The 25,359-nt window shown below is 47.2% G+C and carries 24 protein-coding genes; 4 read left to right on the top strand and 20 right to left on the bottom strand.

Annotation, left to right across the window (positions count from 1 at the left end; all coding sequences use genetic code 11):
* Positions 1-355: 355 nt before the first annotated feature.
* Together K8S15_10945 and K8S15_10950 are read right to left on the bottom strand one after the other, a co-directional pair.
* Positions 356-1,153, bottom strand: a complete 798-nt coding sequence (locus tag K8S15_10945; protein MCD4776549.1) for a class I SAM-dependent methyltransferase — start codon at positions 1,151-1,153, stop codon at positions 356-358.
* Between the two features lie 395 nt (positions 1,154-1,548).
* Positions 1,549-1,857 (bottom strand): hypothetical protein, encoded by a 309-nt coding sequence (locus tag K8S15_10950; GenBank protein ID MCD4776550.1) that lies wholly within the window; start codon positions 1,855-1,857, stop codon positions 1,549-1,551.
* Positions 1,858-2,013: 156 nt separating this feature from the next.
* Here K8S15_10950 and K8S15_10955 point away from each other — a divergent pair, with 156 nt between their 5' ends.
* Together K8S15_10955 and K8S15_10960 are read left to right on the top strand one after the other, a co-directional pair.
* On the top strand, positions 2,014-2,271 hold the full coding sequence (locus K8S15_10955) for a hypothetical protein (GenBank protein ID MCD4776551.1): 258 nt from the start codon (positions 2,014-2,016) through the stop codon (positions 2,269-2,271).
* A 126-nt stretch (positions 2,272-2,397) separates the two neighbouring features.
* The gene (locus K8S15_10960; protein ID MCD4776552.1) at positions 2,398-3,015 is read left to right on the top strand and encodes a T9SS type A sorting domain-containing protein; all 618 of its coding nucleotides are present in this window, start codon (positions 2,398-2,400) and stop codon (positions 3,013-3,015) included.
* Between the two features lie 57 nt (positions 3,016-3,072).
* Here K8S15_10960 and K8S15_10965 read toward each other — a convergent pair whose 3' ends face one another.
* The 3 genes from K8S15_10965 to K8S15_10975 are packed head-to-tail and all read right to left on the bottom strand — an operon-like array spanning position 3,073 to position 5,926.
* Complete coding sequence (locus K8S15_10965) at positions 3,073-4,272, bottom strand: TlpA family protein disulfide reductase (protein ID MCD4776553.1); 1,200 nt, start codon at positions 4,270-4,272, stop codon at positions 3,073-3,075.
* 53 nt (positions 4,273-4,325) lie between these two features.
* Positions 4,326-5,714: an aminotransferase class V-fold PLP-dependent enzyme gene (locus K8S15_10970; protein MCD4776554.1), complete on the bottom strand. Its 1,389-nt coding sequence runs from the start codon at positions 5,712-5,714 to the stop codon at positions 4,326-4,328.
* 44 nt (positions 5,715-5,758) lie between these two features.
* On the bottom strand, positions 5,759-5,926 hold the full coding sequence (locus tag K8S15_10975) for a hypothetical protein (GenBank protein MCD4776555.1): 168 nt from the start codon (positions 5,924-5,926) through the stop codon (positions 5,759-5,761).
* 280 nt (positions 5,927-6,206) lie between these two features.
* Between K8S15_10975 and pepF the strand changes: the two genes are divergently transcribed.
* A complete protein-coding gene (pepF, locus tag K8S15_10980) occupies positions 6,207-8,018 on the top strand; it encodes an oligoendopeptidase F (protein MCD4776556.1) in 1,812 nt (603 codons plus the stop codon).
* 31 nt (positions 8,019-8,049) lie between these two features.
* Here pepF and K8S15_10985 read toward each other — a convergent pair whose 3' ends face one another.
* The 15 genes from K8S15_10985 to upp all read right to left on the bottom strand — a co-directional run bounded on the left by K8S15_10985 (position 8,050) and on the right by upp (position 23,884).
* Positions 8,050-8,478, bottom strand: coding sequence for a DUF116 domain-containing protein (locus K8S15_10985; GenBank protein MCD4776557.1), 429 nt, complete (start codon positions 8,476-8,478; stop codon positions 8,050-8,052).
* A 262-nt stretch (positions 8,479-8,740) separates the two neighbouring features.
* Positions 8,741-9,664 (bottom strand): methionyl-tRNA formyltransferase, encoded by a 924-nt coding sequence (gene fmt / locus K8S15_10990; protein MCD4776558.1) that lies wholly within the window; start codon positions 9,662-9,664, stop codon positions 8,741-8,743.
* Positions 9,664-10,194: a peptide deformylase gene (def, locus tag K8S15_10995; GenBank protein MCD4776559.1), complete on the bottom strand. Its 531-nt coding sequence runs from the start codon at positions 10,192-10,194 to the stop codon at positions 9,664-9,666. Before def ends, fmt begins: the two co-directional genes overlap by 1 nt.
* Before the next feature lie 37 nt (positions 10,195-10,231).
* Positions 10,232-10,516: a preprotein translocase subunit YajC gene (yajC, locus tag K8S15_11000; GenBank protein MCD4776560.1), complete on the bottom strand. Its 285-nt coding sequence runs from the start codon at positions 10,514-10,516 to the stop codon at positions 10,232-10,234.
* Positions 10,517-10,696: 180 nt separating this feature from the next.
* On the bottom strand, positions 10,697-11,572 hold the full coding sequence (locus tag K8S15_11005) for a permease-like cell division protein FtsX (GenBank protein MCD4776561.1): 876 nt from the start codon (positions 11,570-11,572) through the stop codon (positions 10,697-10,699).
* Positions 11,569-12,249, bottom strand: a complete 681-nt coding sequence (locus tag K8S15_11010; GenBank protein MCD4776562.1) for an ATP-binding cassette domain-containing protein — start codon at positions 12,247-12,249, stop codon at positions 11,569-11,571. Before K8S15_11010 ends, K8S15_11005 begins: the two co-directional genes overlap by 4 nt.
* Positions 12,250-12,251: 2 nt before the next feature.
* Positions 12,252-12,512, bottom strand: coding sequence for a hypothetical protein (locus K8S15_11015; protein MCD4776563.1), 261 nt, complete (start codon positions 12,510-12,512; stop codon positions 12,252-12,254).
* Positions 12,513-13,736 (bottom strand): peptidylprolyl isomerase, encoded by a 1,224-nt coding sequence (locus tag K8S15_11020; GenBank protein MCD4776564.1) that lies wholly within the window; start codon positions 13,734-13,736, stop codon positions 12,513-12,515.
* A complete protein-coding gene (locus K8S15_11025) occupies positions 13,733-14,530 on the bottom strand; it encodes a peptidyl-prolyl cis-trans isomerase (GenBank protein ID MCD4776565.1) in 798 nt (265 codons plus the stop codon). Before K8S15_11025 ends, K8S15_11020 begins: the two co-directional genes overlap by 4 nt.
* 91 nt (positions 14,531-14,621) lie before the next feature.
* Positions 14,622-15,437: a peptidylprolyl isomerase gene (locus K8S15_11030; protein MCD4776566.1), complete on the bottom strand. Its 816-nt coding sequence runs from the start codon at positions 15,435-15,437 to the stop codon at positions 14,622-14,624.
* Between the two features lie 50 nt (positions 15,438-15,487).
* Positions 15,488-17,122 (bottom strand): SurA N-terminal domain-containing protein, encoded by a 1,635-nt coding sequence (locus K8S15_11035; GenBank protein ID MCD4776567.1) that lies wholly within the window; start codon positions 17,120-17,122, stop codon positions 15,488-15,490.
* A 130-nt stretch (positions 17,123-17,252) separates the two neighbouring features.
* A complete protein-coding gene (mfd, locus tag K8S15_11040; protein MCD4776568.1) occupies positions 17,253-20,624 on the bottom strand; it encodes a transcription-repair coupling factor in 3,372 nt (1,123 codons plus the stop codon).
* Positions 20,621-22,033 (bottom strand): M23 family metallopeptidase, encoded by a 1,413-nt coding sequence (locus K8S15_11045; GenBank protein ID MCD4776569.1) that lies wholly within the window; start codon positions 22,031-22,033, stop codon positions 20,621-20,623. The genes mfd and K8S15_11045 overlap by 4 nt, the downstream gene beginning before the upstream one ends.
* A gap of 19 nt (positions 22,034-22,052) precedes the next feature.
* Positions 22,053-23,240: an AAA family ATPase gene (locus tag K8S15_11050; protein ID MCD4776570.1), complete on the bottom strand. Its 1,188-nt coding sequence runs from the start codon at positions 23,238-23,240 to the stop codon at positions 22,053-22,055.
* 26 nt (positions 23,241-23,266) lie between these two features.
* Positions 23,267-23,884, bottom strand: a complete 618-nt coding sequence (upp, locus tag K8S15_11055; protein ID MCD4776571.1) for a uracil phosphoribosyltransferase — start codon at positions 23,882-23,884, stop codon at positions 23,267-23,269.
* Positions 23,885-23,981: 97 nt separating this feature from the next.
* On the opposite strand from upp, the gene tyrS reads away from it, so the two are divergent.
* Entirely contained in the window at positions 23,982-25,211 is a 1,230-nt protein-coding gene (gene tyrS, locus K8S15_11060; GenBank protein ID MCD4776572.1) for a tyrosine--tRNA ligase, read from the top strand.
* Positions 25,212-25,359: the final 148 nt, after the last annotated feature.

Here is a 25,359-nt window from a genome sequence, read left to right on the forward strand (position 1 = left end):
TGGGGTCGGACGCAACTTCTGGTCACTTGTTAAATTTGAGAAAGTATAATAAAAGAAAGTTCGTGATTATATAATAATAGATATATTCAATTAATTTATGGGGGGGGTACCATACTTGGTACCACATCGAAAGCATGGGCATTCTGAAGCAGGAGATCGCTCTGGTATTCACCACCTTGATCTTGCGCCATGCTATGGATAGTACAGTCATGCCAGGACATTTCTCTAAAATTCTTTTCGTTCCAACTGGTTCCGAGAGATATTATCTTCATTCCTGTTTTCCTGTTCTTCTGTTAGGAATGCTAAGCGTCAGCAGCGTCGGTCCGCTGTGCTCGGTTGTTATAGAAGCCTTTATCTACCCGCATATGCTTGCAGATTCTCGACTCTGTTTCCCCACAGGTTTTCTGCATTGTACAGAGATCAGCTCCGATTCTTCGCTAGGGGGATCGTCAGTCAGCCAGTTTGTCGCTTTGATATTTTCGAATCCTGCTATCCTGGCGTATTGTATCGCCTCCTCAAGAGTAAAGGCGCGTCCCCACCTCTCGTTCGCTTCCGTTTCCACTAAGCGGCCGTCAACGAACTTCTCAACGACAAACAACCACTGCCACACATTTGTTACGGGATCATGTTTCATTCGTTTGCGCCACGCGATGACCACATCATCCGGACCGCATATCCAATCGCCGGTCCATCTGTTGTTATCCTCATACTCATCCGGGACGAGCTCGAAGTCATAGATGAAATGACCTCCCGGCTTCAGATGTGCCATGACTCGCTCGAATGTTGCCAGAATATCATGATCCTCGGTGAATAGACTGAGTCCCCCCGAATCAAGAAATATCAGACTGAACTCGCGCTGAAGGTCGAACTCCAGCATCGATTGCTCATGTATTTCCACTTTCAGATCTTTCGCCTTACATGCAGCGAGACACCTGGCTGTCATATCTTCGGATGTGTCGATTCCAATGACATCATAGCCTTCTTTAATAAGAGGGATCAGGATCTTGCCTGTGCCACTACCGAGTTCGAGTGCTGGTTCGCCTAATTCTTCAATCTTTCCAGCCAAGAAGTCAATCTCCTTGCTCCTCCCCATTGAGCCAGAGACAAGTTCGTACCATTCCGCATGCAGTTTCCTGTATTCTTTGTGTTCCATGATTTCCCTTCTATAACAACAGGGTTAACATATTAAACCACAAAGGCTCCGTCCGTCATCCTGCTGTATAAGAGTAACACATTCGAACATAGTAACCGAAAACTCATTTGATCAATCGGAAGAATCCATCTGATCTCTTCCAGGGAAGCTTCAGTAAAGTCGGTTACCGGTTAACGCAAGATCTTGATAATCCATGTTACCGGGTTAACTCAATCCGTGTTAACTCCACCCTGCGCATCTCACTGCGAATGAGAATGCCGCTGGACAGATGATTAATACGCAAGAGTTATTGGATTCCGGTATGTCTTGAAGAGCTTCGGATTTTAAACCTTGGAGATGTCTAATGCGTGTACTTGAACGATTGTCAGGAGAAAACCCTAAAGGGCTCAGGTACGTTACATAGAACCTGCTATCAGGAACTTAAAAAAGGTACCTTCAATAAGAGTGAGATATACATATAGTCCGGTGAGCAGTAAAGCTATTGCGCTGCACGATACAAGCTGAAGTGCTTTACCTTTGTGTTTTGCGACTAGAGGGCGATTTACAAGCCAGATCACTACAAACAGGGATAATATCGAAATTGCATAAACAGCATGCAGCGCGATGCCTGTGAAGTCAAAGAACACCTCAATCGCGACCAGTAGCATTCGTAAAATCAGCGCTCCGAAAAATATTAATGCGTTCTTTCTGAATTGTGTACTCATGCTGCTGTTACCCCCTTAGAATAATTATGTGGATTCCAGGCTGCATTCGTCAATACATTGCATGAGGTCAAGATCCCGCAATATTTGAACATTGACGATTGTCTTTATAATATCATATTTCATTACTATGAAATACAATATGAACGGAGAAATGATATGATAAGAACTGTTCTCCTTATATGCGCACTCATTCTGTTCGCTCATCCCCTGTATGCGGATCACGCCTTCATCTGGAATTACGATGATGATGATGTTTTCTACTGCAGTGAATACGGCGGGAGTATAGACTGCTCCTACTGGATTGAACAGACTCTTACCTGCAATGGTCATACCTTTACCACGAATACCGCACTTCCCTCCGATCTTTCCTCGTACGATGTTGTATTCGTTCTAACCGGATGGTACCGGTGTTGAGGGGACAACGCGACAATTGCTCAGGCTGAGCAAAATATCCTCATTGACTACCTTAACAACGGAAATGGTCTCTATGTCGAAGGGGCCGACTTTGGATACAGCAACAATAGCTCTACCCTGTACGGTATGCTTGGCAGCAGCTACGATGGCGACGGAGCATCATCCGGAAATGTCCAGCACATCTCGGGTCTTTCAGGAACCATAGTCGATGGGTTATCTCTTGATTACCTGTACAACGCCGGACCGGATTATTATGTGGATATCATCTCAGCGAACGGAGGAACTCTCCTGTTTGAATCACAGGATTCAAAGGGCAGAGTTGTCAGCTACAGTGGCCCTTCGAACAATTACAGAACAATCAATTCGGCTGTTGTTTTTGGAGCTCTTCGGGATGGAACCAGCAGCAAGAATGAACTAATGGGCATTTATATGGATTATCTTACCGGCACTATTACAGGGATTGAAGGCGATGATCCGGAACGCAGAACGTTACTCTCCTTTCAGAACCCATGCTATGGCTCGATTAACATCAATCTCTCGCTTCCCTCTTCCGGGAATGTGAGTATTGCCATTTACGACACAGCGGGGCATCTTGTCGCTGAGATTTCGGAGGGCTGCCTTACAGAAGGTGAGCATAATATCGTATGGAACGGATCGGATGGCAGGCAGATGGAAACGGGTACTTACCTGCTTCTGATTCAGACCGAAGAATATCAGATATCACGCAAACTGCTTGTTCTATGATATTTAAATAAGAGAGTAATGAACGGGGGCTCGATGCCCCCGTTTTTTTCGTGTTGTTTATTCAGCTTCCAGGAGTCTGGCTACAGTAGAAGACAGCATTTCACCTATTTCAGGATTCGCTCCCACTTCAACGAAAGCTATGTTACCTTCCTTATCGATAACGTAGAGTGTGGGAATTCCAGAAACCTTGTAATCCGCGGCCACATCATCACCTTCAAGAAGAAGACCGTACGAAAAATCGTTTTCATCCATGAATGTACCGGGATCTGCCCTTTCCCAGATATTTACACCGAACACGTGTACCTGCTCCTCCGGATACTTCTCATATATCGCCTGAATCTCAGGCATTACGACTATGCAGGGGGCGCACCATGTTGCCCAGAAATCCAGTAAAACGATACTGCCTTTCATATCCTCAAGAGATATGGTGTTTCCATAGCGATCTGTGAGAGTCCACAGTGGCGCAATTGTGCCAACGGTAAGGAAGGCGCTGTATAGTTCTACCTTTGTGCCCTCGTGGGGGGTAATAGTGAAGACAGTGTCAGATATTTCAGGCGTGACATCAAGATCGTATACTTCCAGAACCCTGGATGATTCATTACCTTCACGATCGGTCATCATGCGCTCTACACGTCTGGGAATGTGATCATCAATTCCAAAGGACCACCTGGCCTTCTGCCCCCCTGGATAGGTAATCATGTAGGTTTGACACGCAACCGAGCCAACTGTATCCACACCTTCCTCCGGAACTGACTGCGATGCTATCTCATCAGAAAAAGGATTATCGAGGAAGTACTCGTTCAGCAATGCGTAAGCCGCAGGCCCCATGAGGTTGGCAGCTCCCTCTTCCAGGGAACCCTTTTCAAGATAACTATCGCTCGGGTTGTACGCATAAGCTGAGTCGATACCGGTTATTCTTATCATGGTCAATTCTGCGCCGATGCTGTCGTAAGGTGTTGAATCCTGCCCCATTTCAACTCTGAGCAGTGGGGCTTCCATCTCATCAGACAATCTACCTGTCAGTTTTCCCGTCAGGTGAGGCATATCCGAATATAAGCCCGTCCCGTATACCCTGAAGCTGTACGAACAGCTGCTGATGGATTCGCAAGCGCTGTCCGCAAGCACGAAGGCGGAGTGTTCAACAACCTCCGTTGTATCTGCTACAGCCTGCGGCTCTTCACGAGTCTCACCGCAGGATACCAGTAACCCGCATGCAATGAGAACAGAAAACAGCACGGATAGTATTCTTTTGTTCATTGGTAACCTCTTAACCCTGTAAAAAGTGTGCATTTGACGAAGCAGATTCATCGTCAGAGTGAATCCGGATACTTCCAATAACCGGTAAAATCATCCTTATAATCCTCAGGCAGGAATTCGCCTGTTTCCGGTACCTGACTGTACGTTCCCTTGTACTTCTTTTCCCTTATTATTTCAAGAACCTCAATCAGGCGGTCAATGTCTTCGCGGTTACTGTAGCATCCGAAGCTCATCCTTACCATGCCGGGCATATACCTTCTGTCTCCGGCGATACAGTGTTTCCTTCTGAAAGCCAGGTCTTCTTCTTTTAAGTTTCTCAGGCTTACAACGTATGGATGCGCGCAGAAACATCCGTTTCTTACGCCTATTCCGCCTTCGTAACCCGCAATCGAGGCAACAAGAGCATGATCTGTCTCGTCAAGATTGAATGGAATGACTCCAACTTTTTCTGATGCTCTGGAAGGGTTTGTTTCACCGTAGACCGTAAGACCGTTCATGGAACCAAGTTTTTCAAGAGCGTACGCGGTTAATTTTCTCTCATGCTCCGCAATACTGTCCATTCCCTTTTTCATGAGAGTCTCAGCGGCTATTGCCATTGCAATGGCTCCCATGACATTGGGACTTCCCGCTTCGTCTCTGTCAGGCAGGTCAGCCCAGTATATTTCTTCCGTAGTGACAATGCGCACCGTACCTCCGCCGCAATAGTCTGGTGGACTGTCAAGAAACTCTGACCTCGGGCCGATAAGGGCACCCGTTCCATACGGGGCGTACATCTTATGCCCCGCGATAGCGATGAAATCCAGATGGCCGGGATCGTCATCAGGTTTCATATCGATTTCCCTGTGTGGAGCAAGCTGTGCTGCATCGATCATAATTCTTGCGCCTGCGTTATGAACCTTCTCTGCAAGGTGGTGAATCGGTTGAATGTATCCTGTAACGTTGGAGGCTCCGGTTATTGCCACAAGGGCTATTTTCCCTTTATGCTCCCGCAGAAGTGAATCGAAATGATCTTCATCTAACCGCCCGTCTCTTGTTGTCCGTACATGGACTGTTCTGAAATTGTGTCTCCAGGGCAGGTCGTTGGAATGGTGTTCCATGCGCGTAGTAATAACAACGTGATCTCCTGAACATCTCAGGCGGTGAGCAAGTTTGTTGATTGCTTCAGTGGCGTTTTTTACAAAAATCACCGTATTCGTGCTGAGATCCGCCCCCACGAACTCAGCTATTATCTTGTGAGCCCTGTCGTAGGCTTCTGTACAAAGCCTCGATTTGAAGCCGGTTCCCCTGTGAACACTCGAATAGTAAGGCGCAAGCGCGTTAATGCCATCTACAACATTTACCAGTGGTGGTGTACTGGCAGCGTTGTCCAGGTTGACGTAACGTACATGCCTGCCATCAAGAAGTGGTACTTCTTTATCGATACCATAGATACAATCTCGCATTTTTTCTCCGTTTAAATTGTTGAAACAGTTAGAATGTCATGGAATTATAATCCTTCTCCCCAGGCAAGTCCTGTTATATTACCTTCATGGGTTTCAAATGTATCTGAAATAACACATATCTCCCTGTCGGAATCGTTCGGTATATTCGATTCATACCGGCATTTTGAGAAAACAAACAAAGTGGCTGCAAGCACAATCCCTGGTAGTTTCACAATATTCTCCGATGATCCGGCAATTTCACACCGTGTATTGAACCTTGAAGAACATCTTCTATCCGAATATTGAAATCAGCGTAATATAATGTATATTAGTTACTATTCATCAAGAACGCCATTCTACTTATTCTTTTAGGAGTGAACTGATGCAGCTGGAACAGCTCACTGGCCTTGAGCATTCAAATGGTACCATTTCGGACCCATACCGCATTTATGATTAACCTCAACAGATTCATGTCGAAACCCATGGAAAGAAACCAGTACAGATTGGAACAACATGCCGGATAAACTGAGAAGCAGAGAAGATATCCCATCCGAAGCGAAATGGAACGTGGAAGCTATTTACGATTCCGATCACGAATGGGAAAAAGACTTCAGAAAAACAGCCATCTTCAGCGAGGATATGATGAAATGGGCCGGCAAACTCGATGAATCTCCCGGAACCCTTGAAGCCGCGATTAAAGAAATGCTTTCTCAACACAGACTTATTGAAAAACTCTTCGTCTATGCCAGTATGAAGAAGGACGAAGACCTGGGAAATTCCAAATACAGCGGAATGGCTTCCAGAATCATGAGCAGGCTCGTTGAAGTTAACGCCGCTCACTCCTTCTTCACTCCCGAACTCCTGCTGATCCCCGAGGATACAATGAATTCATGGCTGGAGACAATCGAACTGAAGCCATACAGGACATTGCTTCAGGATATACTCAGGTACCGATCCCATACTCTATCGAAGAAAGAAGAAGAACTTCTCGCAAAGACCAGCGAAATCGTCAGTGGTTTCAGTTCGGTCTTCGGTAAGCTAAGCAACGTTGACATGCCGGCAAGGTACCCTGAGATCAAGAATGAGAACGGGAAGAGCGTCAAGCTTACAAACGGCAACTATAGCGCGTTTCTTCAGAAAAAGGATAGAAGGGTCAGAAAAGATGCTTTCCTTGGTTTCTACGGAGAAGTTAAGGGAAATGTGGCGACAAAAGCCGCCCTTATCGAGGGACAGGTTAAATCGGATATCTTCAGAGCAAGAGCGAAGAAGTACAATTCAGCGCTTGAGGCCTCCCTTTTCAACGATATAGTAAATGTTTCCGTATACGATTCCCTTATCAAATCAGTCCATGATAATCTGCCGGTGCTGCACAGGTATTTCCAGCTCCGTAAGAATGTTCTGGGCCTTGATTCAACACATATGTACGATGTTAATGTTCCCATTGTGCCCGAATCCAAGGCGGATTACAACTGGGACGAAGCTGTTGACCTTACCCTCGAGGCCGTTGCTCCCCTTGGCAGTGAATATGTCGATGCCCTGACTCAGGGCTTCCAGAACAGATGGGTGGACAGATACGAGAACAAAGGAAAAAGATCAGGAGCATATTCCGGAGGATCTTACGATTCGTATCCTTACATACTTCACAACTTCAATGGCACACTTCAAAGTGTATTCACTCTTGCCCATGAAGCCGGACACTCAATGCACAGCCTTCTCTCGAGGAAATCGCAGCCCTATCACATGTCCGACTACAAGATATTAGTAGCCGAAGTAGCGTCAACTACAAATGAAATGCTGCTTATAGACCTGCTTCTCAGAAGAATGAACGACGATACAGAGATAACCTATCTTCTTGATCATCTTCTCAGTAAATTCAGGTCTACTCTTATAAGACAGACGATGTTCGCAGAGTATGAAAAACTGATACACGAACATGTTGAATCAGGTAACCCGCTTACTCCTGATTATCTAAGCGGTACATACTACGATCTCGTAAAACTATATCATGGAGACGGCTTCGCGTGGAACAATGAAGATGATCTCATCGCAACCGAATGGTCAAGAATACCCCACCTGTATTACAACTTCTATGTATATAAATACGCAACAGGGCTCTCAGCGGCTGTCGACATCTCCTCAATGATTCTTGCCGGCAAACCCGGGGCAGTTGATAATTACATTGAATTTTTAAAGGGCGGATCATCCAAGCCACCGCTTGAACTCCTCAAAGGAACGGGTGTGGACCTTTCAACTCCCGAACCGGTGAATTATGCCCTTTCAAAAATGAAGGATACACTCGGGGAACTGGAGAAATTACTGGAGTAACACCCCGGTCCCTGTCTCATTTTTGTTACTCTCAGTTCAGGAACATCTCCAAAGCGGCTTCCAGTTCTTCTGTGTTGACCCAGGTGTCGAAGCAGGGACCATTGCGCCATTCGTTAAGAACACCCACAGTTGTTATGGGGTGCACATCCAGAATTCCCAGGGAAAGATCTACGGGACAGGCTACAGCTACAATAAGTGAAGGCCCGGTTTTTTCCACTATCCTTCTTGCTGAAGTACCTCCGGACGCGATAGCGAAATGTGTTCCGAAACGGTCTTTAATGTCCAGAAGTTTCCCGATGGGGCATTTTCCGCATCTTCTGCATGAATCGGGATTGAAGGTAAGCCTGATGGGACATTCGTGGTTCTGAAGGCAGTGTGGCACAAGAATCAAAGTTTTTCCCGGGCTGTATTCCTTTTCTTTTTCAGAGAACGCCTTCCGGTTGTTCATTGCCACCACCATCTTCTCCGGAGTATGCGGCGTAAATGCATGAATCGATTGAAAAGCTTTGAGTGTCCAGAAGGACAGTCTCAGGAGTATCGGATTGCCCGATATTCCTTTTTCATAGAGCGTTCCGTAAACCTGGAATGCTGCGATTGTGACAATTCCCGCCAAAAGTGAAATCGTAGATCCAGCTCCCGCGGAAAGAAGCAGAAGGAATAAAATCAGAGACGGAGCAATAGAAAAAAGAAGAAGCCCCGTATGATACAGTAGTCCAGCCTTCTTAAGTTCTTCCAAGCCTGTCACCGGTTTTCATTCTGGCACCCCGGAGATATTCATCCACACTCATAACTCTTTTTGAGGCAGGCTGAATCCTGCAGATTTCCAGAGATGCCTCTCCCCCGCACCCTACGAGGAAAATGCCGTCTCTGATAACTATCTCACCGGGATCCGCGCTGTATCCAGATACCTTCGCGGCTGATATCTTCATGGTTTTCCCGGAGTATGCAGTCCTTGCTCCGGGAGAGGGCTGAAAAGCCCTTACCTTCCTCTCAAGGTATTCAGCAGGCATGTTCCAATCCAGCCAGGTTTCATCTGTTGTGATTTTCTCGGCGTAAATCGCTTCACCTGTCTGGCTCCGGTAAATCAGCTTTCCACCGGAATACCCATCGATAACGGATAGAATTTTCTCCGCGGCTTTCACTGAAAGCCTTTCCTCAAGTGAACCTGAGGTGTCGTCCGAAAGAATTTTTTCCGGGTAGACAGCTATCACGGGTCCCGTATCCCATCCGCTGTCAGTAAGCATGAACGAGATACCTGTCTCCTCCCTGCCATCGAGTATTGCTCTTGCTATAGGGGCGGCTCCCCTGTATTCAGGCAGAAGGGAAGGATGGATGTTGATCACGCCAAGCGGAGATAATTCCAGAAGTTTCTCCGGAAGCCAGCCACCGTAAGCGGCCGACACCATTACATCCGGTTCCAACGACCTCAGGTTTTCGATAAAACTCCCGGTCAGCTTCTCAGGCTGATGGATTACAAGCTGCTCCTCATTGGCATACTTACTTACGGGAGGCTGACGCAATATTTTGCCCCTGCCCGCAGGTCTTGCTGGCCTTGAAACAACACACGGAATTTCATGCTCCGATTCAATCAGTTTTTTCAGGCATGGCAGAGCGAAAGAAGAAGTCCCGAAAAAAATGATTCTCATCAGAGAATCCTGCTGTCCTGACCGTGCTCCCGTTTGATCTCCGCCAGTTTTTTCCTGATCAGCCGCTTCCTGATGGGGCTGAGCTTATCAACGAACAGAATACCGTTAAGGTGGTCGGTCTCGTGCTGAACAGCCCGTGCCGCGTAATCATCAAGATCAAGAGAGAAACGCTCTCCGGAAAGATCGCACGCAGTAACTGTTGTTTTGTAAGGTCTTCTGATCAACTCAAATATATCGGGGATACTCAGGCATCCCTCCTCATCCTTACAAAGAGGCCCCGATGTCGTGACCTCCGGGTTGATGAATACTGAATGACCTCTCAAATTGAGTTCTTCGGAATTGAGTATGAATACCCTTACATTTTCTCCCGCCTGCGGGGCTGCGAGACCGAGACCTCTTTTCGTTCTCAATATCTCGAGCATGTCCGAAAGCAGGGATTGAAGAAAATCCTTCTCCGAAGATATGTCAATATCCCTGGATTTGTTTCTCAGTATTTTCGAACCGTAATACTGAAGTTTTCTTACTGACATGTTTCACTTTCTCATAAATGCTAAAATCGCGGGACGGCTATTTAGATACTTCTTCGCCGGCTGTCTCAATCTGAAGAGAGCCTCTGTCTACGTCGATCTTGACTCCGTCGGCGATTCTTACCGTAACAACATCATCACCTTTGAGATTAGTTATGACACCGTGTATGCCACCGCTCGTTACTACCCTGTCATCCTTTTTCAGTGCACCGCGCATTTGCTTTAGCATCTTGGCCTGCTTCTGCTGAGGACGAATCATCAGGAAGTAGAATATCGCTATAATGGCGATCATGGGAAGAAAACTCATGATCCCCCCTCCGCCCATGCATGACTGGGCCTGTGCTTCTTCAGCGGCTGCGCCGCCTTCAGTGGTTGTTGTTGTGGTGGTGGTTTCAACCACTTCTGTACCGGTCAGTCCGGGATCTGTTCTGGATTCACTCTGTGCGATTGCTATACCGGTTAAAATCATCATGATTATCAACAGTTTTTTCATTCTATCTCCCTGTCAGGATCGAGGTTTTGGAATACCGGATCTCATACCTAACCAGCTTCCGGCAACACCTGCGGAAGCTCCCAGAATGAGAACCAGCATTATCCATTTTCCGGGTAAAAATTCATGGGGCACACTGGACGATAACATCAAGGAAACTGCCCTTGTTAACAACAGACTGCCGGTAGACCCGGCAATACCTGTAATCAGTCCCTCACCAAGGAACGGCATTCTGACAAACCATCCCGGTGCTCCTACTATACTCATTATTTGAACTGTTAGCGCCCTCTTCGCAACGGCAAGTCTTACTGTGTTAGCCACAACAAGTGAAAGGCTCGCCGCAAGAACAATCCCGGCGAGCAATACCAGCTTTCCAAGGATATCTACCGCGCTCGTTAAACCGGGCAGGTACTCCTTACCGTAAACCACATCCTCTACACCATCCATCCCGGATACAGCTCTGGCAAGGCTCCCAACCTTTTCAGAAGTTCTGTAATCATGATGAAGAGCGATCTGGATAGAGGCCGGAAGATGGAATTGGGGACCTAAGAGTGTAAGAAGGTCGGCCTGCTCAGGCAGATCAGCTCTGAAAACAGCTTCCGCCTCCGAAGGGGATACGTAGTAAACCGATCTCACACCCTCCAGTTCGGATATGATATCAGCAAGAGTAACCGCTTCAACTTCGGTAATGTTATCCGAAAGAAAGACTTCTATTCCAACGTTTTCCTGTTCGTTCTGAAGCACTGTTTCCATATTCCAGGATACTACCAGAAAAATGTCAAAAACCATGAAAGACAGGCTTACCATAAGGAGTGTTATCAGAAATGAACCCAGCTTCCCCCAAATGTTCAACAACCCCTCGCGAATTACATTCTTAATAAGATGAATCATAATTGTCTGTACCCGTCCCAGGAATTGGGATTTGCCAGATGTCCCCTGTCAAGGTAGAGAAACCTTGCGGTTCCGGCGGGCACCTGCCGCGGATCATGAGTGGCAAGAATAACCGCGGTACCCGACCTGTTTATCTCGATCAGCAGGTCAATTACCCTTCGTGAAACTTCCGGATCAAGGTTTCCGGTCGGTTCGTCAGCAAGGAGTATTACAGGATGCGCTACCATGGCCCTTGCAATGGCCACTCTCTGCTGCTCTCCGCCGGAAAGCTCATGTGGATACGAACCTCTTCTGTGATTAAGCTCCATCTCTGACAAAAGGGAGAATACCCTCCTTCGCGCAGCCTTCGGTGAAGTCCCGGCAACCTGAAGTGGCAAAGCAACGTTATCGAATACGGTTCTATCCGGAAGAAGCCGGAAATCCTGGAATACAATACCAAGTTTCCGTCTGAGAAGAGGAAGATCACTTCTTCTTATCCGGTCGGAACTGAATCCGGCTACCTCAACCGTGCCTGAGCTTGGAAGATCTCCCATCCATATCTGTCTGAAAAGAGTAGTTTTGCCTGCGCCGCTGGGTCCTGATATTATCAGGAATTCTCCCTGTTCAATCTGAATGTTGATATTCTCGAGGGCTGGCCACTCGCTGTAAAACCTGCTGACATTCTGGAAGGTGATTATCATTAGCCCTCCATTCCGACTATTCTGAAGTAGTTCTGTCTATCCTTTCTGGAAACCTGACTCCCGCGTGGAACCTCAAGCACTTCAACCGAAATCTTCGAACCATCAGGATTCACAATTTCAAACAAATCGCCTTTGTTAACAAAACGGGATGATTTTACTGCAATATCACCTGTGGTTACATAACCGCCTTTGCATGCCTTGCCGGCAACCGATCTGGTCTTGAATATACCCATCAGTTTAAGGTAAACATCGATTCTCAATTAGATCGTGTTTTCCAGATAGTAGATCACCGGAATCTCGCTTCTAAGAGAATCAATCACGGAGTTGTAAGTATCCTGATAGATAACCTGCTGAACAAGGCCATCGAGTTCCGAATCGGTATAGGAATCCCACTCGATCTCTCCAGTATCTTCGAGAAGCTTGACAAGAACAACGGATCCGGTGTTTTCCAGAACAACAGGCTCCGAACAGGTTCCAATATCGAGATCCTCCACCACATCAGCTATCTGCTGCAGCCAGAGTTTCAGAGGTACCATTCCCATGTCACCACCATTTTCGGAGCTTGACCTGTCCCGGCTATACTGTCTGGCCGCATCCTCAAATGACAGTTGTGAAGATCGAATGTCATTGAGCAAGGTGTCTGCGTTAGCCACTGTGCGGTCGATATCGTCCCCATCTATGGAAACAATCCTGAGTATATGGCTGGCTTCAATAGTGCCGTCCTCGTTTTTGCCATCCAGCCTGATTATATGTATACCAAAGGTAGTCACCACCGGTTCGCTGATCTCTCCCTCTTCAAGGGCAAACGCCGCGTCTTCAAAGGCTAAGGTCATTTCCCCAAGGCCGAATGTGCCCAGATACCCACCATTCATGGCAGATCCATCATCAGAATATTCCATTGCCAGTTCCTCGAAAGATTCTCCTGAAGCAATTCTAGCCCGCAGCTGAATCATCTCATCCATGAAAACATCAAAATCCGGTCCGGAGGGCAGTATGGGAAGATAAATCCAGCTGATATGCCTGGGCATTATTATTTCTTCAACAAGTTCAGCGTTTGAAACCAGGTATGTTTCCGAATTCGCGGGCATATTCTGCAAAGATGTCTGAACTTTTCTTCCAAGGAACATCTGAGCCGCATGGTCATCGGCCAGCGTTTCTGAGAGATGTTCAAGGTCGACATTAATGCCCACCTGATTACTCTCAAGCTCACCTTCAACAAGTAGCTGAGTTTCTTCATCGGTAGGATAGAATCCCGAGGCAATCCCCGCGTTCACAACAAGCTGGTTCTCAACCAGTATCTCAAGCGCTTCAAGATATTCCGGTGTTTCCGAATCTACCTCATAGCTGCCACTGTGATTCAGGCCTGCCTGAATCATTACTTCCTCGATATCCGAATGCAGAATAGGGTTGTCGCCAACAACAGCAACGATTTTCTCCATAGAGACAAACGATGTCAGAAGGATCGAAACAAGCAGTGCAGTCATTCTGCCTCACTTCCGTCTGTGCTTTGATCTGAGTATTGCCATGTATCGTACACCAGAGTCGAATCCAGAAAAATATCCTTCTCGGCGGAGGCCATTACCAGAAGGCTGTCCCTCGCGGTTGCCAGCCTTTGTCTATAGATATCATCAGCAAGGCTTCTTACGACCCTTGATGTATCCTCAAGCTGCCTTATCTCATCCACAAGAAATATATGCCATCCGTAGTTGGTGGATATCACATCGCCCAGGCCTTCGATGACAGACTGTTCAACCGGTACACCGTACGCGATCAATTCTCCGGCTGTGAGGAATCCAAGATCGCCTCCTATACCTGCTTTCTGTCCTATTGAAAGCCTTTCGGCTGTTATCTGGAAATTCTCTCCCCATAAGAGCTTTTGATGTATTGAATCAGCCATGGATTTATTTGCCACAATTATCTGGTAGTAGTGCCTTTCAACCATAAAAGCAAGGCTGTCGGAACTCATATACTGGAAAACTTCCGTGTTGTCGGGAAATGGTATCCTCGCATATGTGTACGCAAGCAGTTCATCCCTCAGGTAAACCTGTCTTGCTCTGTCCTGCAGCAGCTTGCTTTTTCTGACGTTCTCATAGCCCAGTTCGGCTGCAAGTTCAGCCAGAAGCTCGTCCTCTATCCACTCTTCAAGAAGTGAGGGTGTAATACCGGCTATTGTCATATCCTCCATGTATATTACTGAGCTGTCCACACTTGCCGCTATCTGCTGATTTTCCATACTGTTGTTGACTTCAACAACTCCGGCAGAACTAATTGAAGCCATCCTTCTGTTAATGACAACAACAACGGAAACGGTTGCTATGATCACAACAGCGGAAAGTACCCAGATCGCTATTAGAAGGTAATTCCTACGTTTAGAAATGTTCCATCAGCCTTTCCGGATAAAGCACTATATCATGGTTCAGCTCAAGAGAATCGACCTCATCCATGATAATTTCCTCCTGCATCACCTGCGTAAGTTCAATGGTAACTACCTGCTTGATCTCTTCAACTGAAGGTTCCGGAGAGAGAAGCTGGCTTTCCACAGCCTTGATTATGTGATAACCGGCACCGGTTTCCGTAACATCGCTTATCTCACCATCTTCAAGCCTGAATGCTGCTTCATCGAATGTCATATAACCCGACTGTCCCCTTGTGACCCAGCCCAGATCCCCGCCATCGGCACCGCTTGGTCCTATGGAATATTCCTGAGCAAGCGAGGTAAAATCTGAACCGGCATGAATTCTGGCAAGAAGGGAATTCGCGAGGTTCTCGTCCTGTACGATGATATGTCTTATATGAATACTCTTCTTGTACGTGCTGAGCCACTCATCCACGTAATTCTCGATCTCAAGCTGTGAAGGCTGAAGCCCGTCTACCATATCAGTCATGTAGGCTTCAAGGAGTATCTGCCTTCTGGATTGCTCGATAGCATCTCTGACCTGCGGATCTGACTCCAGGCCGCTATTCTCCGCTGCCTGCACCATCACTTCCTCCCGCACCCAGGATTCAAGAACCTCGATCGCGCCGGCTTCGGAAGTTATACCGAGATACTGAGCGTTCTGCTCCCCGCCGATCATGGTTACGACATCTTCCCATGTCAGTGTCTTATCGTCAACGCTGGCAAGAACTTCAGCAAAAGCCAATGCGGGAAATATCAGAGTTATCGCCATACCCGTAATGAATCTCATTTCATCCTCCATGAATCTGGTTAGTTAGAACAATGAAAATAAACAATTTGTCAGTAGTTTGAAGCCCACGGATCTACACTTCTCACAGCCGCGCTGTCAATCTCTATACTGTAGGTGTTCCAGAGTTCCAGAAGATAACTTTCAAGTCGTCTGGTAACCATTGCTGCCTTGCAGTCTTCAATAATGAAAGGCAGGATTAACATGGGGTTTTCTTCACCCTCCGGAATTATCTCTACAACTTCGAAGAATACAAACACCTCGTCCTCACCGTATTCAATGGGACCTGTAAAAACTCCTGAATCCGCTTCAAATACGGCTTCACCATAACTTGCATACAATTCAACAGGACAAGGATCTGTAGGTACAATATCACCGGCAGAATCCGCATGAACATAATAATTCTCAAGATCATCAAAAGAATCAATTTCTGCAGCAGGCATCCAGTCGAAGGGTACGTATGCGATAAGTATCGATCTGAGTTCAGGTATATCGTACATATCCTGATTCTCATAATAGAATTCAGTGGCGGTCAGTGTATCCACCTCGGCAGCTGCTTTAAGCACATTCTCTCTGAAAACGTGCTCTGTGATTGTAAGTTCCAGCTCCTCGGCTGGCCAGATAATACCCTCTTCCATGGCGCATTCCGCCAGTCTCCTGATTTCAGCAATGCTCTCAGCATAGATCCACAGGTCTTTTTCCGGTTCAAGAAGAGGTCGGGACATCTCGTAGGAAACGAAATTATCCGGAACATCAGCGAAGAAATTCTCACTCCTGATGAGACCGGCGATTTCAACAATTTCTCCCGCAGTAACCATGCCCCCGGGATATCGTGCAACAATAAGATCAGGATTGAAATCTTCTCCAGGTCTGAAGGAGTATTGCCCCCCTTCCAGAACCATATGCCTGTTCAGTTCATCGATTGAATTCGACAGTACAGTAACATCCGTTATCTCTGAAATCCGAACGGATACGCAATACTGCGCAGTAAGTGAAATACTGTATTCCCCCGGATCAACGTGCATCGTATCAATCCTGCATACAGCCCATTCGCCGAAGGAAGGTAACATCACTACACCTTCCCCCTCATATGTGATTACATCCTTAGCAAAGGAAGAATTACCTATACAGAGCTTAAAATAGTCACCCTGGAAATTCAAATAGCTCGAACCTCCAATGCTCCAGGGAGCGATTGCCATCTCAACATCTGGTTCAGATGGGCCGTTTTCTTTCCAGTCATCCATAACAATTGCCGCAGAAGTACTGTCCCTCAGAAGTACAACAGACATTGAAACATCTATTGAGATCATACTGTCTATCCAGTTCGTATCCACACCGGCCTCGTACATCTTCTCAATTTGCTGTTCGAGGAAGCGGCGCGCAAGCCACAGATCTTCAGAAACAGCTAACCAGTCCTCAATCCCATCAAAATTATTCCTTTCGGCTTCAGCCAGAAACAATTCTCTGTTTATAAGCCTTGAGACCAGATTGAGTTTTCCCCCCGGTTCAAGAACAGCGACCTGATCCTCAGGTATTAGCCTGTTGAACTCATTCATAAAATCATCATCTGTTATTTCAATGTTGTCACCTGTGGCAAGATTGGAACTGTCTTCGCCTCCGCATGAGGTAAAAAGAGCTATCAGCAAATTTACAACGATTATTGAAAACCCTAATCTAGTATATGACACGTACTTCTTCCTTTCGTCTGTCCTGCGGCATCGGTTGAACGGAAACTCAAAGTCTGCCTCATGAACAGAGAAATATAAGGGATGCAACGCATGTTGAACCACCATCCGAATTCTCTTGATGAACTCCGGGTTATTCCGGACTGAAATATCTAAGAAGGCTCAGGGTCCTTATCACCTTTTCCGGGTCGGTAAGACCTTTCAAGCTAACATTTACAATTATCCTCCCCGTCTTCTCCACCGTTACTCTTACCTTGAGGCTGTCAGGAGCAGTGCTGGATAACTCCATTCCCGGTCTAAAGACGATCCGCGCTTCAGCGCCGCCTATCACAACTTCTTCAATGCCGGACCCTGCTGCAAGATATCCGATTCTTGCCCGTTTAGCGCAATTCAGCACCGACTCCTCCGGTTCACCGAATCTATCTGAGAGGTATTCAATCCATTCGTCTATCTCTTTCTCGCTGGAAGCTCTCCATACGCTCCTGTAAAGCCTTACCCTTTCGGTTACATCAGGTATATAGGATTGCGGAATAAAGGAATCGCCTGGAATCTCAACCCTGACATCGTTCTCATCTGCAGCATCGAGACCCTTCAGACGCCTGGCTTCCTCTTTAATAAGCTCCTCGAAAAGCCCATAACCTATTGAGATCATCTGACCGTGCTGAGATGCTCCAAGCAGCTCACCGGCTCCCCTGATTTCAAGATCCCTCATCGCTATGTTCCATCCTGAACCCAGTTCGGTAAACCTGCGAATGGCATCGAGACGATTTCTGGCTTCAGGTTTAAGCTTGCTGTTTTCCGGTACAACCAGATAACAGTAAGCCTGATGGTGGCTCCTCCCCACTCTTCCTCTCAGCTGATAAAGATCCGCCAGGCCAAACATCTGCGCATTGTCTATTATTATGGTATTGACCCTTGGGAGATCAAGACCCGATTCTATAATGGATGTACACAGGAGTATATCGTACTGCCCCTCCATGAAAGCATGCATCACGGTCTCAAGTTCTTTTGGATTCATCTGCCCATGCCCAACGGCAATTCTCACCTCGGGCAATAAAAATTGCAGTTTCTCCCGAATTCTTTCAATCGATTTAATCCTGTTATGTACGAAGAACACCTGTCCATCCCTCGCAAGCTCTCTTTTAACGGCTTTTGCTATAATTCTTGAATTAAACCCTGTAAGTTCCGTGTGAATAGGATATCTGTCCCTTGGCGGTGTGGCGATTATAGAAATATTACGGAAACCGGATAATGCCATATGAAGAGACCTTGGAATGGGAGTAGCCGTCATCGCAAGCGTATCAACACTCTTTTTCAGCTCCCTGAGGTACTCCTTCTGCCTGACTCCGAAACGGTGCTCCTCATCTATCACAAGCAGGCCCAGCCTGTTAAAACGTATATCCTTCTGCAGAAGCCGATGGGTTCCTATAACTACATCTATATCACCTACAGCGAGATCCTCTATTATCTTCCTCTGTTCCTGCCTTGTACGGAACCTGTTGAGCATCTCTATTCTGACCGGAAATTCCGCCAGCCTGTCTCTGAATGTGAAATAATGCTGTTCAGCAAGAACTGTGGTTGGGACAAGCACAACCGCCTGAAAACCGGAGTCAACAGCGCGAAATACAGCCCTCATGGCAACTTCGGTTTTACCGTACCCTACGTCACCGCAAACCAGCCTGTCCATCGGGGAATCCATTTGAAAATCGTTCATAACCTTATTTATTGTCGAAAGCTGGTCGGGGGTTTCTTCGTAGGGAAAGCTGTTCGCGAGCGCGGTAACATGATGCCCTGGAGTTCCCAGGGGAGGTCTTCTCATAGCTTTCCTTTCCGCGTAAAGCGCTGCTAGTCTTCCAGCAATTGCCTTCGCTTTTTTTCTCGCGCTTGCGACCCTGTTATTCCAGGATACTCCGCCAATTTTATCCAGCTTCGGGCTGATCTTATCGGGAGCCATGAATTTCTGTACAGAACCTATCTCGTTCATTGGGACAAGAAGCCTGTCACCGTCCCTGTATTCAATCGCGAGGCAGTCAAGCACAGTGCCGAAGGTCTCAACCTTCTCCAGCCCTGTAAAACGTCCTATTCCATAGCGTTTATGAACTACCAGATCTCCGGGTGAGATCTCTCCGGAGTCCTCCAGTCTTTCGCCGCCTCTGTATTTTCTTACCCTCTCGGGCCTTCTCCTGTTGGAAAGCATTTTTCTTTCCGCGAGAACAATCAGCCCCACGTCGGGCATAACGAAACCCTCCGAAATCGAAAGAACTTCGGTATCGAGATTGATACTCTCCGGAATCAGTTCCAGGAAAGTACCCTTTTCCGCTGCTGAATCGCACAGAACAGCTACTCTGGAACCGTCCCGATTCCACTTACCCAGTTGCGTAACCATCTCGTTTCTATGGCCATGAAAACTCACCTGTGGAAGTGTTCTGTAATAGACATCGACGTCCGTTACCGGGAATGGTTCAAATCTGACTATCCTTCTGCACGAATCAAGCTTATCGCGTATTTCTTTCTTCCCGAAGAACTGGCTGCTGAAACTGAAAGGAATGGCCGAAGATGAAAAGCTATTGATATCGTACATCAGGGTGTCCTCGATATGCGATACAATTGAATCCGGGTCTGATAGAATCAGTGTTCCATCATCGGGTATGTAATCAAGAATACTGCAGCAGTCTTCAAGAAATATTGGCAGATAGTGTTCAATTCCGGGAAAATCGTTAGAGGTCCAGAGCTTTTCACTGAGGGGATGTTCATCAGGGACAATCTCCATAGCGCTGTTCCAGTGGTCAGGAGACAGAATAACCTCCCTTGCCGGAAGAAGCAGGCATTCAGGAAGATTTCTAATACTTCTCTGAGATCTCTGGTCGAATGAACGTATTGACTCGAGTTCATCGCCAAAGAACTCCAGTCTAACAGGATTATCCATTCCGTAAGTGCCTATATCAACAATTCCACCCCGTCGTGCCCAGCGGGCCTGTTCCCATACACTGCCCTCCTTCATAAAACCCGCGGCTAAAAGCCAATCCTCCAACTCCCTGATGGAAAGCCTCATACCTTTGTATAAACGGAAACAGGCAAAGTTACCCTTTGCGGGTATCTTTTTGATAAGCGCGGATGCAGGCATCACGACGATGCTTCTTCTTTTTCCGGCTTTAAGCTCTGCCATACATTCCACGCGATCTGATATAACTCCGGGATGTGCGGGTTCACCTTCGAAGGGAAGAGTTTCGTAAGCCGGAAAATAAAGAACATCCGGCAGGATTCCTCTAAGATCGTCCCTCATGCTCTCCGCGTCAGATACGGAGGGTGCAACAAGAACAGTCGGGCCCGCGAGCCTGTGAGCTGTCGCAGCGGCAAATGAGCGGGCAGCTCCCCCGAGACCTCCCACCGTTGTAAGTCTATTGGAAACAAGACTGGAGAGCATGTCCGAAAAAACAGAATCCCAGAAGAACTCGTTAACTACCCAGTTCCTGATATTCTCAGAATTCCTGTCTTCTTCCGTCATTCCGCTGCTGTGCTGTCCATACTGGTATTCTCATCGGGGGAAACCGGTATATCCGTTCCTGCCATTCGGGACCATGTACTCTCCAGGATCGGAAGCTGAATCATGAACGAATCGAGATCGTCCTCAATAAGAGGATTCGCGGGAGGAAGTATTTCTGTGGCTGGATTCACATAGGAGCCGTTCTTCTTCATCTCAAAATGAAGATGAGGCCCGGTCGAAAGACCTGTACTGCCAATGTAACCTATTACATCACCCTGTCTTACATAGGACCCGATTGTCTGGCTTGAAGCATAACTGCTCATGTGACCGTATCCAGTCTCGTACCCGTTGGCGTGCCTTACCCGTACCAGATTCCCGTAACCTCCGCACACACCCCTGACGGTTATTACGCCGTCTCCAACAGCGTAAATCTCCGTACCCATGGGTGCCGCGTAATCAATACCTCGGTGAGCTCTCGTGTATCCAAGAACAGGATGCATCCTGGAACTTGAATAGGGAGAGCTTATTCTACCGAACGGAACCGGCATCTTGAGGAACATCGTTCGAAGTGAAGCCCCGTCACGGTGATAGTGATCGAGTATTAACGCTGTACCGTCAGGCGCCAGTGAATCCGGCTGGTGGAAGAAGGGTATGGCTTCGGTAATTCCGCCCAGCGCGAAGTTATACTTGGCAGCGATAATTCTTCTGAATACGGTTTCTGCAGATCCGGGATACCGGGTCTCCTCGAGAAGCACCCAGACGCTGTCCCCCGGCTGCACATCGTAATAGAAATCGATGTCGTAAACGAAAAGCCTGTTCGCGAGTTCGTTCTCCAGCCCTTTTATATAGGCTACTTCTCTTACCGAATCACGCGGTGTAACTATATGCCCCGAAGGTGTAAGGTCTGAGGGGACTCCGCTTCTGGCGATACTCTCCCATACGGAACTGTTCACAACAAGTATTACGGAACGAAATCTTGTGTATTGATCTTCAGAATCCCAGTACCAGTCAACAGGTTCTGAAGTTCCTTCGAATTCTATACAGTAGTATCCCCTTCCGTTTCTGGGCCTTGCCCTGACTTCTACAAGGGTATCCCTTGAATAAACCGCTTCCAGAGTATCTCCGATGTGAACCGAAGTCCAGCCAAGGCTGTCTATGAAAACCTCACAGCAGTTAAGGTACCTGTTCCCCTCAATACCTGTTGAATACAGAAGCGCGCCAAGTGTTCCGCCCTCTTCAACGCAGGCGGTTCTTATTTCCAGTGTATCCGCAAGAATTGAGTTCAGTGAATCGGTTAAGTGTTCAAGCTCGGAGAAATGACACTGGAATGGCCATGCGCGACCTGAATCTGGAGAATGGGGGGTCTTGAAAAGAAATGTAGCTCCAAGCGCAAGAAGAAATATCGAGATAAGAACCACTCTTGATCGCATTTGATGACCCCGATTATCGCTAGTTAAAGATTCTTGATACCCACGACTTCAAACGAGCCATTGGTCTTTCCCGTGTTTTCTTCTGTTCGCCCTCAGAGGATTTAATCGCTTCCATTATCCGTCCAATATCCACATTGCTTTTTACCGTTCTGACGATCTCGGATATCTTGACAGATTCGCCAGGCTCGATCTTGAATATCCGCTTGTTCAGAACTGATACAGAGTCCCCGGCGCTTCTCAAGGATCTGTAAAGTGGAATATCCAGCTTATCGCAGGCATCAACTACATAAGATTCATTTTCAGACGGTTTTCCACAGAGTACTATCGCCCCGGGTCCCTTTTCCAGATTGCCTGAAAGCCTTCTGGTTACTATTGCGTCAATAACCTCATGCCTTTTTGAACTGAGAAGCAGAGCTCCTTCCGGACTGTCTGAAATATCCGAAATGATTTCGTAGCTGCTTCCGAACCCTGCGATAAAACCCTCAATTGGAATATCCAGGTTCTTTTTCCTGGAAATGATAGTTTCAACACCAAGTTCACGTCCCAGCATTCCTATTGAAGGCTTCGCGAAAGAGGTCACATATGGAATATATCCGAAAACCGGTATCCCCCTCTCGGAGAACCAGGGATCGAGATACTTCCGGATCTTGTCCATTTTGTTTTCGCGTACTCTGTTTATCACAACTCCCAGCAGCGGTATCTTCCTGTCATGGAAAAGACTCTGACAGAGTGTAAATCTGTCTATGGTTCTTCCTATCCCCGCGTTGAGGACCATGAGTACCGGAATATTCATAATACCGGCAACACTGGCGTTGCACAGGTTGAAAACGGAGCCTACACCGGGATGTCCGGTTCCCTCAACAACCACAATATCGGATATTGACTTCAGATAACTGTACGCTTTTTTTATCTTCTTTTCTATGTCAGATGGATGGCCTTCCGCGAGGAATTTCTCGGATATCCCGGATGACATCGCGAACGGTGCTGTGTATTTCTGGGGTATTTCAAGGCCGAGAGAAGTGTTCACGAGGAAAGTATCCTCACCGACGGACTCCCCATCCAAAAGGGTGGTTTTCTGTCCCAGAGGTTTCATGAACGAAACCCCGCCTTCAAGATGTTCTTCTAGCCAGGAGACAAGCCCGAGGCTGAATGTGGTTTTTCCGGCGTTCGCGTCACTGCCGGCTATATATATTCCGTTTTGATCCATTTTATACCTTCTCGAATTCGTAAAAACTATTCACCCTGAAATAACCTGTCACCGAAATCACCAAGTCCGGGGAGTATGAACCAGTTCTCGTCAAGTTCCCTGTCAATGGATACGGTTATGAATGTTAGATTGCTGTATTTCCTGAGCATGGATATTCCCTCAGGTGCCGCGACAATGCTGATAAGGATTACTTTTTTCGCTCCTTTTTCCAGAACATAGTCGATTACACTCAAGGCGGTTCCAGCAGTAGCAAGCATGGGATCCAGAATTATCAGGTCCCTTCCGCGAAGGTTCTGAACTGAATCGTACAGCCATTCAGACTCCCCGGTTTTTTCATCCCTTTTCATCGCGATGAAAGCCACGGGGGATTCCGGAAGAAGCTCATGAAAAGGAGCCAGGAGCCCGAGTCCAGCCCTCATCACAGGTAGAAGAACAGGATATTCAGTACACTTTTCACCGAATGTCTTCTCCATAGGGGTTTCAACCGGCAAAGGCAGTGTTCCCATGTTTCTGGTCGCTTCAACTGCCAGCATGAAGCCGAGGCGGTACGTAAGTCGGCTGAATTCTTCAGACGAAGTATTACGATCCCTCAGTCTTGTCAGGATGCTTCTTGCAACGGGATGCTCAAATTCAATGGTTTCCATTATTATCTCCAGTATTATGTTCTGTGTTACGAACAGAAGAAAACATAAACATCCGGAGACTGTTTTGCCAGTTGCTACGGGCTGAAGGGAGCCAGCTTTGGAATTATTGAGAAAACTCAGTGAAAGAGGTTTGATTTACCAGATGACAGCTGAAGAGAAGCTCGCGAAGCTTCTTGATGGCCCCTCACTGACTTTCTATATAGGCTTTGACGCGACAGCACGCAGCCTCCATCTTGGACACCTGGTCCCCATTATGATTGCCCGGCACCTTCAGAATGAAGGTCATAAACCGATTATAGTTGTCGGAGGAGGAACCGCGCTTGTAGGTGATCCTTCGTGCAGAAGCGCCGAGCGTTCCTTTGAATCCAGGGAAACGGTTTCCGACTGGGCTGACTCAATCTCCTCGCAGCTGGAGCACTTCATTGATTTTAAGTCACAGGAAAACGGAGCTTTGCTTCTTGACAATTACAGCTGGCTTTCAAAGCTGAGTTATCTTGATTTCCTCAGGAATGTCGGACGCCATTTCAGCGTAAACAGGATGCTGACATCCGAGTCCGTGAAACTCAGGCTTGAAACAGGTATTTCCTTCCTTGAGTTCAGCTACAGCCTTCTTCAGGCTTACGATTTCGTTCACCTTTACCGTGAATATGGCTGCGTTCTCCAGGTGGGTGGTTCCGATCAGTGGGGAAACATCGTATCCGGTATCGATCTCCTGAGACGTTCGGAAGGAGCGGAGACGTGGGGCTTCACCTGTCCGCTTGTTACGACCGCCTGCGGCGAGAAAATGAGCAAATCCCAGGCAGGCGGCGCTATCTGGCTTGATCCATCGATGACCAGCCCATACGATTACTACCAGTTCTGGATCAATGTAGATGACAAGGACGCCATTTACTTCATAAAGCTTTATACTTTTATTCCAATGGATGAGATTAAAAAGCTCTCTCTTCTTGAGGGAGCTGAAATAAGGCTGGCCAAAGAGAGGCTTGCCTTTGAGGCTACAGTTCTTACCCATGGCCGGGAGGAAGCGCTCAGGGCGGAGAAGGCGTCACGAGCATTATTCTCCGGAAACGGTGATCAGGAAGATGCTCCCAGCATCGAAATCCCCGTTGAAAGACTCAGGAATGGCATTTCCTGTCTCGATCTTTTCGTTGAGACAGGACTGTGTTCCAGCAGAAGTGATGTCCGAAGGCTTTCGAAACAGGGCGGCCTGTACATAGAAGACAGACGGATCAGCGACCCGATCGACAATCTCGTTCCGGAGGATACGCCTGAATGCATACTCCTCCGAGCCGGAAAGAAACGGTACTGCAGAATTATATTTAAATAGTAACTTAGCCCAGAAAAAGGATACTCATCGGATACAGAGAAATGCACCGTTATCAGATGAATCACAGTTTTACAACAGTTGTAGATGAGGTTATATATTCAGATTCACCGCGGATGATATAGTTTCCCGAAGGAAGCTCATTTCCTTC

Origin of the sequence: Candidatus Aegiribacteria sp., assembly GCA_021108005.1 — a bacterium.
Classification (GTDB): Bacteria; Fermentibacterota; Fermentibacteria; order Fermentibacterales; family JCC-6; genus Aegiribacteria.